Source organism: Nocardioides sp. Z40_12 (assembly GCF_058215795.1).
Genome location: NZ_JBZAJA010000010.1, coordinates 47248 through 61347, shown reverse-complemented (window position 1 = coordinate 61347; position 14100 = coordinate 47248). Strand labels below are relative to the sequence as shown.

The following is a 14100-nucleotide window of genomic DNA, read 5'->3' as shown; positions in this document are numbered from 1 at the left end:
TCGGCTGAGCCGGCATCCGGGCCGACGCCGACCCTCAGCACCATCGGCAGCACGTCAGCCCTCCAGCGTCCGTCCGCCGGTCAGGGTCACTCGGGCTCCGTCGAGGGAGCCACCGACACCTCGGGCGCGCAGGGTGAACCGCACCTGGGCCTGCCACGTCAGCGGAGCGCTGGCTGAGGGCACGACCAGCCGTCCACCGACCGAGCCGGCTCCCGACGCACCGGTCTCGAGGCCGGGGGTGACCTCGGTCCCGTTGACCTCGGTGGTCGCCTCGGCGAACGTCGCCCGATACTCCGCACCGCCCTGAGCGACCTTGGCGACCCGCAGGTCGGGCTCGAGCACCGCGTGCACCCGGCCTTCTTCGACCCAGCCGACCTCGGGCAGGTAGGGCAGGGTCCAGGCACGGAGGGTGCAGTCGACCTCGGCGGCGGCGTCAGCAGCAGCCCCCTCGATCTGCCAGGCGTCGTCGCAGTCGACGCGCTCGCCGTCCGCTCGGGGTGAGTACAGCTCGTCGGCGACGCCGGGCTCGCGCTCGCCGCCGGCGGCGAAGCGCTGAACCACGCCGTCGTACTCGACGGTGAGGCCCTCGACGTCGCCCGAGCCGGCCACGGCCGCCACCACACCAGCATCAGCCGGGGCCGGTCCGTCGGCGAGGGTCGCCACCGGCGTCTCGCCCTCGGAGGTGATCAGGACGAGCTCGCTCTCCTGGTCGAACCCGGTGACGCCGTTGCTGAGCGCCCGGTCCAGGGACCACGAGACCGGGACCAGCGCGCCACCGTCCGGGGGGCGCACGACGCCCTGGTCGGTGTTGGCCTCGCCCACCGGGTCGCCGACCACGACGGTGATCGCGCCGCTCGGCACCTTTACCTCGAAAGTCCGGCCCTTCACCCCGGCACCGGCCGACGCCACTGCGCCCACCGCGAGGGAGTCGCCTTCGTCGTGGGAGCAGCCGGCAGCCCCCGCCGCGACCAGGACGACGCCCAGCGCGAGGCCCGCGTACGCACGTCGCACCTAGTGCCCCTCCCGCTTCAGCTCCTGCATCAGGCGGAACTGCTCGCGCAGGGCGGCTGTGGCGGCCTCGCCGAGGGCCCGCTCGAGGGCAGCGTGGTCGCGCCGCGCCCAGGCCTCGGCCGAGATCTCGACCGTGAAGCGGGTCATCCCCACCCCCACCACGCTCACGGCGCCGTCCCAGGAGGCACCCTGGACCACCAGTGAGTCGCGGCGGTCCAGGAACTCCGTCACGTGCGGGTCGCCGTTGGCCTCGATGGGGCCGACCGCGATGCCGGTGGCGAGCTCCTTGCTCCGGTTGTAGGCACGGGTGCGGTCCACGAAGGCCAGACGGAAGAGCCGGACCAGCTGGGTGGTGAAGGTCGTCAGGTCCGTGCGCTGGAGCCAGCCCGGATCCACGGCGAACCGGAGCTCGACGTCACCGTGGTTGCTCAGGGTGATCGCCCCGTTGGGCGAGGCGGTCGTGACGACGACGCTCTGCCACGACTCGCGCAGCCTGGCCATGCCGCTCAACGCTGGCCCCAGGTGCCGAGTCCGTCGTAGGCGTGGATGTGGTCGCGCCGCACCGATGTCAGAGCAGGGGCCGGCGGGCAGTAGACACGCCAGTTGGCCTCGATCTCGCTGATGTTGCGCTCGACGTCGGCCTTGATGGTCTCCTCGGCCGCCTTGACCGCATCCTCCACCAGGCGCACCCCCGCCTTCAGGTCGTTGAGGACCTCGCGGGGGCAGCAGCTGCGGATCTCCACGGACTCCTCGTCGGCTGCCCCGACGAGGTCCATGCCCGTGCTCGCGACCGTCACGCCCGCGCCCACCGCCGCCACCAGGGACAGCGAGGCTCCCCCGGTCGGGACGGCGCCGGCGACCGCGAGGACGGCGCCGGCGATCTGGAGCATCGCCTTGAAGTCGCCGGACCCGGTGTCAAACTCGTCGTCGGCGGCCTCCAGCGCCTCGTAGGCGGCGTCGCCCAGCCTCTTGAGGTCGTCCATCGCGGCCGTCCAGACGGCTGCCTCGGCGTGGAGCAGCTGCCGCAGCGCGTGCATCGCACTGAACTGGTTGGCGATCCCGGTCTTCCACCCCATGGACCAGGTGAAGAACCCGTCGGCGGCCACACCGGTCCAGTCGTCGAGCTCGACCCCGACCGCGGCGACCTGGTCCAGCACCGAGTTCGCGCTGGCACTGACGGGCCGGCCGTCGCTCCCGGTGGTGTCCGTGTCGAAGCCGGCCGGGGCGAGCTTCTTGAGGGAGTCGAGCAGCGCGTCGGTCTTGGCGCCGAAGTCGTCCGGGTTCGGGACATCGGCGAACTTGTCGAAGATGGTGCCGAACTCGGCGGGGTTGTCCGGGAAGCCCGTGCCCCACGAGCCGCTGTTGTAGCGGCCCATCAACTTGTCCTGCAGGTCCATCAGGTCGGCCGGCGTCGTCCCCATCAGTCGACCCTCGCCTTCTCGCGGGCATAGGCGTCGCGGGCGGCCTGGTCGGTGAGCTGGAAGTCCTCCGCCGCCCACTCCAGAGCGGTGCCGCAGTCCACGATCGCCTCCCGGGTCTCGCGCAGCCCCTTGTTGATCAGGGCTCGGAGCGTCTCGAACGAGGAGCTGACGTCGGTCCCCACACCACTGGAGCGTGAGAGCAGCGGGGTCAACGAGGTGTTCACCCCCGCACGTGCCGCCTGCAACGTGTCTCCCACCGCAGGCAGGGTCCTGGTGCCGGCGCGCCACACGCGTCCGACCTCAACTCCGAGCGCTTCACTCATCTGTGCCTCCTCCGTAGGACGCCCTACCCTCCCAGAACTTCTCGGAAACCCCACCGGCGCCACGCATTCATGAGCGACGCGCGCGGGGCACGCTCCCAGCCGACTCGTACGCCGGGGTACCGGGCGTGCCAGTGAGGATCAGCGTGGGTCTTCCTGGAGTCGATTCGGGGGGTCCCCAGGAGCACGGATCGGTCCTACAGTCGTCGTATGGCCGCTCCACGGATGAGCATGAACAAGGTGATCCACGGCGCCGTCCGACGTGACCTGAGCCGCTTTGTCACCGCCCTCGCCGCCTTCCCGGCCGGCGACCAGCGGCGTGCGACCGAGCTGCAGACCGCGTGGGAGAGCTTCCGGGACCAGCTCCACCACCACCACACGGGCGAGCACGAGATCGTCTGGCCCGCTCTGCAACGGCTCGGGGTGAGCGCTGACCTGCTGGCCACCTTGGACGCCGAGCACGACACCATGGCTCGCGCCCTGGCCACCGCGGATGCGGCGGTGAATGCACTGGTCGACACCCCCGATGCCGCGCGGGCCGCGCACGCGCAGGCCGCCTTCGAGCACCTGCGTGAGGTCACCGTCGCGCACCTCGACCACGAGGAGGCCGAGATCGAGCCCGTCTACCTGGCTCACCACGACCACCCCGCGGTCGTCGGGATGACCCGTGAGCTCCGCAGGGAGCAAGGTCTCCCCATGGCCGGCCGGTTCCTCGCCTGGCTGCTGGACGGCGCCACGCCGGAAGAGCGCGGGGCGATCGACGCAGTGGTCCCCGTGCCGGTCCGCAAGGCCCTCGTCGGGACCTTCGGGCGCGGCTATCGCAAGACCGTCGCTCCGGTCTGGTCAGGGTGAGAGGAGGTCGTCACTCCCCCTCGTCGGCAGGACCCAACCAGGCGGGCCGCGGTCCGGGCACCATCCCCGCGAGCATGGTGGTGACCAGCCTCGGCACCAGGTCCGGCGCCGCGCTGCGGATGGCCTCCGGCAGAGGACGGGTGAGCAGACCGACGGCCAGCACCAGCTCGAGGGCGTCGAGGTCGTCGCGGACCAGGCCGGCCCCCGCTACCGCTGCGAGCAGCTCCTCCACGCCGGCCAGCGTCTCCTCCTGGGCCTGCCGCACGGGGGCGGAGATGTCCTGGGTCCGGTACCGCGCGAGCGCGGCCGCGAGAGCGCCGAGATCCAGCTCCACGAGCCGGCGGACGTAGCCGCGCCACATCCGGGCCGGGTCGCTCGCCATCCCCGCCATCGCCTCGGCCGCGGCGGTGCGCATGTCGAGGAGGATCGCGAGGACGACCTCGTCGGTCAGGGCGGACCTCGACGCGAAGTTCCGGTAGAGCGTGGCGATCCCGACCCCGGCGGCGTCGGCGACCGACTCCAGCGCGACGTCGTCGCCTTCCGCGGCGAAGAGCCTCCTGGCCGCTCGGACGATCTCCCTGCGTCGCTTCGCTGCGTCCGCCCGCATGTGGCCCCCCTGTTGCTCGTTCGTGCCGACGATTTGACTCGCCGAGAATAACCGGAGGATTATCTTCCACATAAGTGGAGGGATCGCCTCCGCAACGTTTGATTGCAGAGGAAAGCCTTGTCCCCGACACTCGCGGCGACCCCGGCAGCCGGAACGCCCATCACCGACACCTCGACCCGTCGCACGCCGCCGCCCCTGGTGGCCCTGCTCGGCATGACGGCGGGACTCGCCGCCATTCTGGTGATCCTGCTCGCCCTCTTCATTCTCCCCTCCCTCAAGAGCGGGGCCCACGACCTCCCGGTCGGCGTGGTGGGCTCCGCTGCCGGAGTCACGAAGGTGGAGCAGAACCTGACCACCACCGCCCCGGACGCCTACCAGCTCCAGCAGTTCGACTCCGAGCAGGCCCTGGTCGACGCCGTCCGGGGCCGGGAGGTGGTCGGTGGGTTCGTCGTCGACCCCGGCAAGATCCACGCCGTCGTCGCGAGCGCAGGCTCTGCCGCCATCTCCTCCTCCGTCGCCGCCACCGCCCAGACCCTGGGCCAGGCGTTCGGCGCCGAGGTCAGCAGCAGCGACGTGGTGGCGCTGCCCGATTCCGACCCCACCGGCATCGGCATCGGCGGGCTCGCGTTCCCGCTCGTCTTCGGCGGCATCGTCCCGGTGGTCGCCTTCCGCACCCTCTTCCCCCGCCGCCACAAGTGGAGGCTCGGCGGCCTCCTCGCCTTCTCGGCCGCGGGCGGTGTGATCGTCGCCGGTGTCCTGCGCTTCTGGTTCGGCAGCATCGAGTCCGCCTTCTGGCCCGTCGCCGGCGCCATGGCACTGGGCATCGCGGCCCTCGCCTTCCTGCTCAGCGGACTCCAGCAGGCCTTCGGCGGCAAGGGCTTCACGATCGGCGCGATGACCATGATGTTCCTCGGCAACCCGCTCGCGGGCATCGCCACCACGGGCGCCTGGCTGCCGTCGGGCCTGGGCGAGGTCGGCCAGATCCTGCCGCCCGGCGCGGCCGGGACCCTGGTCCGCTCGGGCGCCTACTTCGGCGGAGCGGGCGGACTGGTCGCGGGTCTGACCCTCGCCGCCTGGGTGGTCCTCGGCCTCGCCCTGCACACGTTCGGCGTCGCCCGTCAGGCACCCCAGCCGGCGTCGGCCACCAGCACCACGCCACTCACGTAGGCGCCGAGCGAGGCTAGACTCGCTCGGCAGATGCCGACCACCCCCCGACGAAGGACGGCCGTGAGCGCCACGAGCACCGTCAAGCACGTCCTGCTGCAGGCCGTCGGCTGGCTGCTCGTGCTCGTCGGTCTCGCGGCGTTGGTGCTCCCCGGCCCCGGCCTGCTCGCCCTCTTCGCGGGGATGGCCGTCCTGGCCACCCAGTACGAGTGGGCAGAACGCCGCCTCGCCCCGGTGAAGAGGGCGGCACACCGCTCCGCCGCCGACAGCGTCAGGACGTGGCCGCGCATCATGGCCTCGACGCTGGGAGCGTGCGTGATCATCGGGTTCGGTGTCTTCTGGGGCGCCGGACCCCCGTCTCCCCCGTGGTGGCCCGTCGCCGACACGTGGTGGCTGCTGGGCGGCTGGGGAACCGGCGCCACGCTGATCGGGTCCGGCCTCATCGCCCTGGCGATGATCGTCTACAGCTACCGGCACTACCGCGACCGCGAGGATGGCGCCGCAGCCGCGCAGTCCGAGGACCTGGCGGACGACTAGCGCCGGAGCGGGTCCACGCGCTCAGCCCTCCGGCGCGGTGCGCTCGGGATCCGGGGTGACGGCGTGGGGGCCGGACCCCGGCTGCCACTGCCAGTCCCGGATCTCGGGGAGGTCCTCGCCGTGGGTGCGGATGTGGATCCGGTGCTCGACCAGCTTGTTCGTCAGCAGCTCGCGAACCGGTCCGCCCACGGCCTGGAGGCGCGGGACCCGGTCGATCACGTCCATCGCCAGGTCGAAGCGGTCGACCTGGTTGAGGACGGTCATGTCGAACGGGGTGGTCGTGGTGCCCTCCTCCTTGTAGCCGCGGACGTGCAGGTTCGGGTGGTTGTGCCGCCGGTAGGTGAGGCGGTGGATGAGGGTGGGGTACCCGTGGTAGGCGAAGATGACCGGCTTGTCCCTGGTGAACAGGGAGTCGAAGGCCGCGTCGGAGAGGCCGTGGGCGTGCTCGCGCTCGTCCTGGAGGCGCATCAGGTCCACCACGTTGACGAACCTGACGGCCAGGTCGGGGAAGAAGCCCCGCAGCAGCTGGACCGCGGCCAGCGCCTCCATCGTCGGCACGTCGCCGGCACAGCCGATCACCACGTCCGGCTCCTCCCCCGTGTGCGTGCCGGCCCACTCCCAGATGCCGATGCCCTTCGTGCAGTGCGCTACCGCCTCGTCCATCGTGAGGTACTGCAGGGCCGGCTGCTTTCCCGCGACGATCACGTTGACGTACTGGCGGGTCCGCAGGCAGTGGTCGGTCACCGAGAGCAGGGTGTTGGCGTCCGGCGGGAAGTAGACGCGGATGACGTCCGCCGTCTTGTTGACCACGTGGTCGACGAACCCCGGGTCCTGGTGGGAGAAGCCGTTGTGGTCCTGGCGCCACACGTGCGAGGTCAGCAGGTAGTTGAGCGAGGCGATGGGACGGCGCCAGGCGAGGTCGTTGGTCACCTTCAGCCACTTGGCGTGCTGGTTGAACATCGAGTCCACCACGTGGATGAACGCCTCGTAGCACGAGAACAGCCCGTGGCGGCCGGTCAGCAGATATCCCTCGAGCCACCCTTCGCAGGTGTGCTCGGAGAGGATCTCCATCACCCGTCCGTCGACGGCGAGGGCGTCGTCGTCCGGCAGGAGCTCGGCGTTCCAGGTGCGGGACGTCACCTCGAGCACGTCCTGGAGCCGGTTGGAGTTGTTCTCGTCGGGGGAGAAGAGGCGGAAGCGGTCCATGTTGGCGGCCATCACGTCACGCAGGAACCCGCCCAGCACCTTCGTCGCCTCGACCGCGCCCGTGCCCGGCGCCGTCACCTCGACCCCGTGGTCCCGGAAGTCGGGCATCCTCAGGTCCCGGAGCAGCAGGCCGCCGTTCGCATGCCGGTTGGCGCTCATCCGCCGCTCCCCCGGCGGGTGCAGCTCGGCGATCTCGGGCACCGGAGCCCCGTCGTCGGTGAACAGCTCCTCGGGGCGGTAGCTGCGCAGCCACCGCTCGAGGACGGCACGGTGCGAGTCGTCCTCCCGGGCCCGCGCGAACGGCACCTGGTGGGAGCGCCACGACCCCTCGACCCGGTGATCGTCCACCTCAGCCGGCCCGGTCCACCCCTTCGGGGAGCGCAGCACGATCATCGGCCACGGCCGCCGGGGCACCGGAGCGCCCACAGCCGCCCGGGCCTCGTGCTGGATGTCGGCGATCTCGTCCAGGCACAGGTCCAACGTGGCGGCGAAAGCCTGGTGCATCTCCTCGGGGTCGGAGCCGGCCACCACGTGGGGGGCGTGCCCGTAGCCGCGCAGCAGCGATTCGAGCTCGTCGTCGCTGATCCGGGCCAGCACGGTCGGGTTGGCGATCTTGTAGCCGTTGAGGTGCAGGATCGGCAGCACCGCTCCGTCGCGACGCGGGTCGACGAACTTGTTGGAGTGCCAGCTCGTGGCCAGCGGGCCCGTCTCGGCCTCGCCGTCCCCCACCACCGCCGCGACCACCAGGTCGGGGTTGTCGAAGGCGGCCCCGTAGGCGTGGGAGAGCGAGTACCCCAGCTCTCCACCCTCGTGGATGGAGCCGGGGGTCTCCGGCGCCACGTGGCTCGGTATCCCGCCGGGGAAGGAGAACTGGCGGAAGAGCCGGCGCATCCCGGCCAGGTCGAGGCCGACGTCGGGGTAGACGTCGCTGTAGGTCCCCTCCAGCCAGCCGGCGGCCACCAGACCCGGCCCGCCGTGCCCCGGGCCGATGACGTACATCATGTCCAGCTCGCGGGCGGTGATCGCCCGGTTGAGGTGCGCGTAGACGAAGTTGAGGCCGGGCGTGGTGCCCCAGTGCCCCAGCAGCCGCGACTTCACGTGCTCTGGCCGCAGCGGCTCGCGCAGCAGCGGGTTGTCCATCAGGTAGATCTGGCCGACCGAGAGATAGTTCGCGGCCCGCCACCACGCGTCGATCCGCCGGAGCTCGGCGGGGCCGAGGGGCGGCCCACCGCCGGAGCCGCTCATGACCTCGGGTGTACCCATGCACTGCGACGCTAGCCTGGAGTCATGGCCGCGTCGAGAGCGCGGCGTCTCGGGAGGCCCACCATGGTGCTCGACCCATCCGCTCACGAGCTGCCGGACGACCCGTCCCTGCTCACGGCCGAGGCCGTGGCGCGCGCACTCGAGGTCGACCCCGCCCGCGGGCTCTCCGAGGAGGAGGCGAGCGCCCGGCTGGCCGCCGACGGCCCCAACGAGCTCCGCGCCAGCCGACGGGTCCCGGCCTGGCGACAGGTGCTGGCCCAGTTCCAGGACCCGCTGGTCTACCTGCTGCTCGCGGCCGTGGCGATCTCACTGGTCGCCTGGACCCTCGAGGGCGCCTCCGGCACCCCCGTCGACGCCCTGGTGATCACCGCCATCGTGGTGCTCAACGCCGTCCTCGGCTACAGCCAGGAGTCCCGCGCCGAGGAGGCGGTCGCCGCCCTGGGCAGCATGACCGCCGCCACCTCCACCGTGCTGCGCGACGGCCTGCTGCGCACCCTCCCGTCCGCGGAGCTGGTGAGGGGCGACGTGCTCGTCCTCGACGAGGGTGCCGCGGTGGGGGCCGATGCCCGCCTGCTGAGCGCGAGCTCGCTCCGCATCCAGGAAGCCTCCCTGACCGGTGAGAGCGAGGCCGTCACGAAGGACCCGACGCCACTGGAGCACCAGGCCCCCCTCGGCGACCGGCTCGACATGGTCTACAAGGGCACCGCCGTGTCGCAGGGCACCGGCCGCGCGATCGTCACCGGGGTCGGCATGGACACCGAGATCGGGGCCATCGCGGACCTGCTCGACGCCACCGTCGAGGAGCCCACTCCCCTGCAGCGCGAGGTGGCCGACATCAGCCGGATGCTGGGCAGGGGGGTCGTGGTCATCGCGATCGTCGTGATGCTCACCATCATCGTGGTCGACGGCATCACCGACCCCGACGACCTGGTGGAGGTGCTGCTCCTCGGCGTCTCCCTCGCCGTCGCGGCGGTGCCGGAGGGACTCCCGGCCATCCTGTCGGTCGTGCTGGCCATCGGCGTGCAGCGGATGGCCAAGCGCAACGCCGTGGTCAAGAGCCTCAGCTCGGTGGAGGCGCTCGGCTCGGCCTCGGTCATCTGCACCGACAAGACCGGCACCCTGACCCGCAACGAGATGACGATCGGCCGCGTCGTCACCGCGGCGGGCCGGGCGGAGGTCAGCGGGGTCGGCTACCGGCCCCAGGGCGAGGTGCGCAGCGACGGCGGACCGCTGACCGGCGCGCAGCTGCACGAGGTGCGACTCGTGCTCGGCGCGGGCTCGTTGGCCAACGACGCCCAGCTCGGTGAGCGCGACGGTGCGTGGGAGGTCGTGGGCGACCCCACCGAGGCCGCCTTCCTGGTCGCGAGCCGCAAGCTCGAGGGGACCACCGAGTGGACGAGCCGTTTCGCGCGCCGGGCGGAGATCCCGTTCACCTCCGACCGCAAGATGATGTCCACCCTGGACCAGGACACGCGCGACGGCACCCGGGTGGTCTTCAGCAAGGGCGCTCCCGACGTGCTGCTGGCCCGCTGCACCCGGCAGCAGGTGGGGCGCGAGGCGGTGGCGCTCACCGAGCAGGACCGCACCATGCGTCTGGCCGAGATCGAGGAGCTCTCCGCCGACGCCTACCGCACCCTGGGTGTCGCGTGTCGTCGCGTGGGCGAGCCGCCTTCGACGCGGCCCGAGGACGACGCCGGGATGGACGAGTCCTTCGAGCAGGACCTCGTCTGGCTCGGCGTCGTCGGCATCATCGACCCCCCGCGTGCGGAGGTGGCGCCGGCCATCGACGAGGCACACCGGGCCGGCATCCGCGTCATCATGATCACCGGCGACCACCCGACCACCGCCCTGCGCATCGCCCAGGACCTCGGCATCGTCGGGCCGGGAGATCGCGCCGCCACCGGCGCGGAGCTGGACACCCTGGACGAGGCGGGGCTGCGCGAGCTCACCCGCGAGGTCTCCGTCTATGCCCGGGTGTCCCCCCAGCACAAGCTGATGCTGGTCGACGCGCTGCAGGCCGACGGGCAGATCGTCTCCATGACCGGCGACGGGGTCAACGACGCACCGGCGCTCAAGTCGGCCGACATCGGCGTCGCGATGGGCATCACCGGGACGGAGGTCACCAAGGAGGCCGCGCGGATGATCCTGGCCGACGACAACTTCACCACGATCGTCGCCGCCGTCCGGCAGGGGCGGGTCATCTTCGACAACATCAAGAAGTTCCTGCGCTACCTGCTCTCCTCCAACATGGGCGAGGTCCTCACGGTCTTCCTCGGTGTCGTGGCGGCCGGGGCGATCGGCCTCGACGACGCCGCCCAGGGGTCGGCGATCGTGCTGCCGCTGCTCGCGACCCAGATCCTGTGGATCAACCTGGTCACCGACTCCACCCCCGCCCTGGCGATGGGCATCGACCCGGAGATCGACGACGTGATGGCGCGGCCACCGCGTCGGATGACGGACCGGGCGATCGACGCCCGCATGTGGCGCGGCATCTTCACGATCGGGCTGGTGATGGCCCTGGTGACCCTGCTCGCGATCGACCTGTTCCTGCCGGGCGGTCTGGTGGAGGGGGACGACACCCTCGAGGTCGCTCGCACGGCCGGATTCACCACCTTGGTGCTGGCCCAGCTGTTCAACTCCCTCAACGCCCGCTCGGAGACGTCGAGCGCCTTCCGGGGCCTCTTCACCAACGGGTGGCTGTGGGGCGCGATCGGGCTCGGGGTGGTGCTCCAGGTCGCGGTCGTGGAGGTTCCGTTCCTCCAGGTGGCCTTCGGCACCGAGTCCCTGGACCTGGCTCACTGGGCGGCGTGCGTGGCCCTCGCCTCGGTCGTGCTCTGGTACGACGAGGTCCGCAAGGTGCTGCTGCGGATGAGCGACGACCTCACGAACCGCTGAGGAACGACGCGAGGAGCCACTGGACGCTGCGCGAGAGCGCCAGGCCGATGGCACTGCCTCCCACCACCCCGACCAGCACGAGCACCAGCAACGTCAGGCTCATCCCGAGCCGGGGCTTGCGCTCGAGGAAGCCCATGTCGACGGACGGGCGGGGGACCGACGGACGCTGGTTCGTGCTCATGTCCCGACGATGCGCCGGGCCGCCCACCACCGGGCAGTGCTTGTCGGCACCCACTCCCGAGACCAAGGACTCCCCCGCCCCGGCCGCCCGGCCCCTCCCCCACGGCCCGGGGCACGGCACGGGCACGGCACGGGCACGGCACGGACACGGCAGAGCCGTGGCGTCCTCCTCGGGTGGAGGACGCCACGGACGGACGCCGGTCGCTGGTCCGGCTAGCCCTGCTAGCCCTGCTTGTCCTGGTTCTCCCGGTTCTCCTGGTTCTCCTGCTTGTCCCGCTCGCCCGACCCACCGGCCCCGGAGCGGACACTCACCGGGATGCTCTTGGCGCTCGACGCCGTGCCGTCCGGCATGGAGACGGTCAGCACCCCGTCGGCGTACTCGGCCGAGATGTCCTCCGCGCGCGTCCCGGGCGGGAGCGGGATCACTCGCGAGAAGGTGCCGTAGCGAATCTCGGTCCGGTGCCGCTCGCGGGTCTCGGAACGGCGTTCGCCCCGCAGGTGGAGCAGCCCGCCGTCGACGGTCAGCTCGATGTCTCGCTGCGGGTCGACGCCGGGGATGTCCGCCCGGACGAACCGACGGTCCCCCTCGACCCACTCCTCCAGCCGCACCTGCGGGTCGACCCCGTGCGGTCCCAGCCAGCTCATCAGCTCACCCAGCAGGGGCTGGGTCTCCCGCCGGCTCTGGATGCTCACGACGTCGCCTCGTGTCGCGGCTGGTCGGCGTCGGCGTCGCCGTCGTCGAGGATCTCCCGGAGCTTGGCCTCCTGGTCCGCCGACAGGTTCGTCTCGATGAGCTCGCCCCGGATCCCCTGCTCGCGCAGGGAGGAGTGCACCCGGTCGACCACTGCGCTGGCGCTGAGGACGAAGAGGGCCGACGTCCCCGGGGTCACCTTCTCGCGCACCGACCGGATGAAGTCGTCGTCGATGCCGACGTCGGCCATCGAGCTGAACAACGCCCCGGCCGCGGCACCGACCACGAGGCCGATGAGGGGGATGAAGAAGATCAGCCCGAACAGCAGTCCCCAGAACATGCCGCCGACCAGACCGGTGACGACCAGGTCGTTGGCCTGACGGGTCTTGGGCTTCTTCTTCCCCTCCGGCCAGGAGACCGTGGCCGCGTCGAGCACCTGGATGAGCTCCTTCTTCTGCAGCTCGGCCAGCGCCTTCTCCGCCTTCTCGGCCCCGTCGGGACTGTCGAACTTCCACACTGTCAGTGTCGCCACGCCTGCTCCTTCATCGTCGCGGTCCGGAAAGCCGGCCCACGGTTGTGCTCGCCACCGGGTGGTGGTGATCCTGGTTGCCCGCGTCGGGCCGTCCCGGTCCGGAGACCCGCTGCCCACCCGCTGCGGCGCGGGTGCGCAGCCAGGACCTCGCAGCGGTCACGAGTGCCTGCACACCCATCGGCAGGGCCACCTCGATCGCCGGCGCGTACCTGGGAGAGTGGTTGCTCGGCACCTTGAGCAGGGCCGGGTCGTCGAGACCGCCCGTGGTGAAGAGCGAGGGATCGCTGCCCCCGAGCAACCAGAAGGAGAGCGGGGCGCCGGCGTTGGTGGCGAGGATCCCGACGTCCTCGCTGCCGGCGCCGGCGCCCGGATCGAGGATGTGCTCCTCGCCGACCCAGGCGGCGAGGCCACGCAGCGTCCTGTCCAGGGCACGCGCGTCGTTGACCACCGGGAAGCCCTCGGTCCGGATGACCTCGGGCGGCTGGGGAGCTCCGGCGGTCGCGGCCACGCCCCGGACGATCCGCTCGACGCTGTCGAGGATCCGGCTGCGCACCGCCTCGTCGTAGCTGCGGATGTTGAGCAGCAGCTCGGCCTCGCCCGGGATGACGTTGGCGGTGCTTCCGGCGTGGACCGCGCCGACCGTCAGCACCGCCACGTCGGTGCTGGGGATCTCCCGGGAGATGATCGTCTGCAGCCGCAGCACGGTCTCGGCAGCCATCACCACGGGGTCGATCGAGTTCTGGGGCATCGAGCCGTGCGCACCCTTGCCGACCAGCCGCACGCGCAACGAGTCCGATGCCGCGTAGGCGGGACCGGCGTGGGCGGCGATGGTCCCGGCCGGCAGCGGGGAGACGTGCTGGCCCAGCACCACGTCGGGCACGGGGAAGCGCCCGAAGAGCATGTCGTCGACCATGGCCTGGGCGCCGGCGCCGAGCTCCTCGGCCGGCTGGAAGACCAGCACGAGCGCGCCCGACCAGCTGTCCCGGTCCCGGGCCAGGATCTCGGCCGCGCCCAGCAGGCAAGTCGTGTGGAGGTCGTGGCCGCACGCATGGCTGACCGGCACCCGGACGCCCTGGGCGTCGACCGCGGTCTCGGTGCTCGCGTAGTCGAGTCCCGTCTCCTCCTTGACCGGCAGGCCGTCCATGTCGGCGCGGAGCAGGACCGTCGATCCCGGTCCGTTGGTCATCACCCCCACGACACCGGTGCGCCCGATCCCGGTGGTCACCTGGTAGCCCAGCGCCTCGAGCCGCTGCGAGACGACCCTCGCGGTGCGGTGCTCCTGGAAGCCGAGCTCGGGATGACGGTGGAGGTCGCGGTAGAGGTCGCGGAGCGCGGGGTCGAGCCGGAGGTTGTCGAGCACTGTCATCTGTCACGCCTCTCGGGTAAGCCAGCAGGGCGGGTGGTCCTGACCGAGTGCCGTC

At 71.7% G+C, this 14100-nt stretch carries 14 protein-coding genes; 4 read left to right on the top strand and 10 right to left on the bottom strand.

What is annotated here, in order from left to right; all coding sequences use genetic code 11:
• Nucleotides 1-54 precede the first annotated feature (54 nt).
• From AC4BG9_RS17220 to AC4BG9_RS17205, 4 genes are read right to left on the bottom strand one after another with little or no spacing between them, the layout of a single operon-like run.
• The gene (locus AC4BG9_RS17220; RefSeq protein ID WP_490572347.1) at nt 55-1011 is read right to left on the bottom strand and encodes a hypothetical protein; all 957 of its coding nucleotides are present in this window, start codon (nt 1009-1011) and stop codon (nt 55-57) included.
• Nucleotides 1012-1512, bottom strand: a complete 501-nt coding sequence (locus AC4BG9_RS17215; protein WP_490572346.1) for a hypothetical protein — start codon at nt 1510-1512, stop codon at nt 1012-1014.
• A 5-nt stretch (nt 1513-1517) separates the two neighbouring features.
• Nucleotides 1518-2432: a hypothetical protein gene (locus AC4BG9_RS17210; protein ID WP_490572345.1), complete on the bottom strand. Its 915-nt coding sequence runs from the start codon at nt 2430-2432 to the stop codon at nt 1518-1520.
• Nucleotides 2432-2755 carry a hypothetical protein gene (locus AC4BG9_RS17205; protein WP_490572344.1) on the bottom strand — a complete coding sequence of 108 codons (324 nt, stop codon included), beginning with the start codon at nt 2753-2755 and terminating at the stop codon, nt 2432-2434. The genes AC4BG9_RS17210 and AC4BG9_RS17205 overlap by 1 nt, the downstream gene beginning before the upstream one ends.
• 207 nt (nt 2756-2962) lie before the next feature.
• Here AC4BG9_RS17205 and AC4BG9_RS17200 point away from each other — a divergent pair, with 207 nt between their 5' ends.
• Nucleotides 2963-3604 carry a hemerythrin domain-containing protein gene (locus tag AC4BG9_RS17200; protein WP_490572343.1) on the top strand — a complete coding sequence of 214 codons (642 nt, stop codon included), beginning with the start codon at nt 2963-2965 and terminating at the stop codon, nt 3602-3604.
• 10 nt (nt 3605-3614) lie between these two features.
• On the opposite strand, the gene AC4BG9_RS17195 is transcribed toward AC4BG9_RS17200, so the two are convergent.
• On the bottom strand, nt 3615-4211 hold the full coding sequence (locus tag AC4BG9_RS17195; protein WP_490572342.1) for a TetR/AcrR family transcriptional regulator: 597 nt from the start codon (nt 4209-4211) through the stop codon (nt 3615-3617).
• 117 nt (nt 4212-4328) lie between these two features.
• Here AC4BG9_RS17195 and AC4BG9_RS17190 point away from each other — a divergent pair, with 117 nt between their 5' ends.
• Together AC4BG9_RS17190 and AC4BG9_RS17185 are read left to right on the top strand one after the other, a co-directional pair.
• Nucleotides 4329-5378, top strand: coding sequence for a hypothetical protein (locus AC4BG9_RS17190; RefSeq protein WP_490572341.1), 1050 nt, complete (start codon nt 4329-4331; stop codon nt 5376-5378).
• Nucleotides 5379-5438: 60 nt separating this feature from the next.
• A complete protein-coding gene (locus AC4BG9_RS17185; RefSeq protein WP_490572340.1) occupies nt 5439-5912 on the top strand; it encodes a PGPGW domain-containing protein in 474 nt (157 codons plus the stop codon).
• Nucleotides 5913-5933: 21 nt separating this feature from the next.
• Here the strand turns inward: AC4BG9_RS17185 and AC4BG9_RS17180 are convergent, their stop codons facing one another.
• Entirely contained in the window at nt 5934-8381 is a 2448-nt protein-coding gene (locus AC4BG9_RS17180) for a phosphoketolase family protein (RefSeq protein WP_490572339.1), read from the bottom strand.
• Between the two features lie 24 nt (nt 8382-8405).
• On the opposite strand from AC4BG9_RS17180, the gene AC4BG9_RS17175 reads away from it, so the two are divergent.
• Nucleotides 8406-11276 (top strand): cation-translocating P-type ATPase, encoded by a 2871-nt coding sequence (locus tag AC4BG9_RS17175; RefSeq protein WP_490572338.1) that lies wholly within the window; start codon nt 8406-8408, stop codon nt 11274-11276.
• Here AC4BG9_RS17175 and AC4BG9_RS17170 read toward each other — a convergent pair.
• The 4 genes from AC4BG9_RS17170 to AC4BG9_RS17155 all read right to left on the bottom strand — a co-directional run bounded on the left by AC4BG9_RS17170 (nt 11263) and on the right by AC4BG9_RS17155 (nt 14045).
• Entirely contained in the window at nt 11263-11457 is a 195-nt protein-coding gene (locus AC4BG9_RS17170) for a hypothetical protein (protein WP_490572337.1), read from the bottom strand. The genes AC4BG9_RS17175 and AC4BG9_RS17170 overlap by 14 nt on opposite strands.
• 221 nt (nt 11458-11678) lie before the next feature.
• On the bottom strand, nt 11679-12149 hold the full coding sequence (locus AC4BG9_RS17165) for an Hsp20/alpha crystallin family protein (protein ID WP_490572336.1): 471 nt from the start codon (nt 12147-12149) through the stop codon (nt 11679-11681).
• Nucleotides 12146-12679: a DUF1269 domain-containing protein gene (locus AC4BG9_RS17160; protein WP_490572335.1), complete on the bottom strand. Its 534-nt coding sequence runs from the start codon at nt 12677-12679 to the stop codon at nt 12146-12148. Before AC4BG9_RS17160 ends, AC4BG9_RS17165 begins: the two co-directional genes overlap by 4 nt.
• A gap of 10 nt (nt 12680-12689) precedes the next feature.
• Nucleotides 12690-14045, bottom strand: a complete 1356-nt coding sequence (locus tag AC4BG9_RS17155; protein ID WP_490572334.1) for an amidohydrolase — start codon at nt 14043-14045, stop codon at nt 12690-12692.
• Nucleotides 14046-14100: the final 55 nt, after the last annotated feature.

Bases quoted from the DNA above. Each gene is read 5' to 3' on its own strand.
- AC4BG9_RS17215 (WP_490572346.1), bottom strand. From the start codon at position 1,512: ATGGCCAGGCTGCGCGAGTCGTGGCAGAGCGTCGTCGTCACGACCGCC.
- AC4BG9_RS17200 (WP_490572343.1), top strand. From the start codon at position 2,963: ATGGCCGCTCCACGGATGAGCATGAACAAGGTGATCCACGGCGCCGTC.
- AC4BG9_RS17205 (WP_490572344.1), bottom strand. From the start codon at position 2,755: ATGAGTGAAGCGCTCGGAGTTGAGGTCGGACGCGTGTGGCGCGCCGGC.
- AC4BG9_RS17180 (WP_490572339.1), bottom strand. From the start codon at position 8,381: ATGGGTACACCCGAGGTCATGAGCGGCTCCGGCGGTGGGCCGCCCCTC.
- AC4BG9_RS17210 (WP_490572345.1), bottom strand. From the start codon at position 2,432: ATGGGGACGACGCCGGCCGACCTGATGGACCTGCAGGACAAGTTGATG.
- AC4BG9_RS17170 (WP_490572337.1), bottom strand. From the start codon at position 11,457: ATGAGCACGAACCAGCGTCCGTCGGTCCCCCGCCCGTCCGTCGACATG.
- AC4BG9_RS17195 (WP_490572342.1), bottom strand. From the start codon at position 4,211: ATGCGGGCGGACGCAGCGAAGCGACGCAGGGAGATCGTCCGAGCGGCC.
- AC4BG9_RS17155 (WP_490572334.1), bottom strand. From the start codon at position 14,045: ATGACAGTGCTCGACAACCTCCGGCTCGACCCCGCGCTCCGCGACCTC.
- AC4BG9_RS17175 (WP_490572338.1), top strand. From the start codon at position 8,406: ATGGCCGCGTCGAGAGCGCGGCGTCTCGGGAGGCCCACCATGGTGCTC.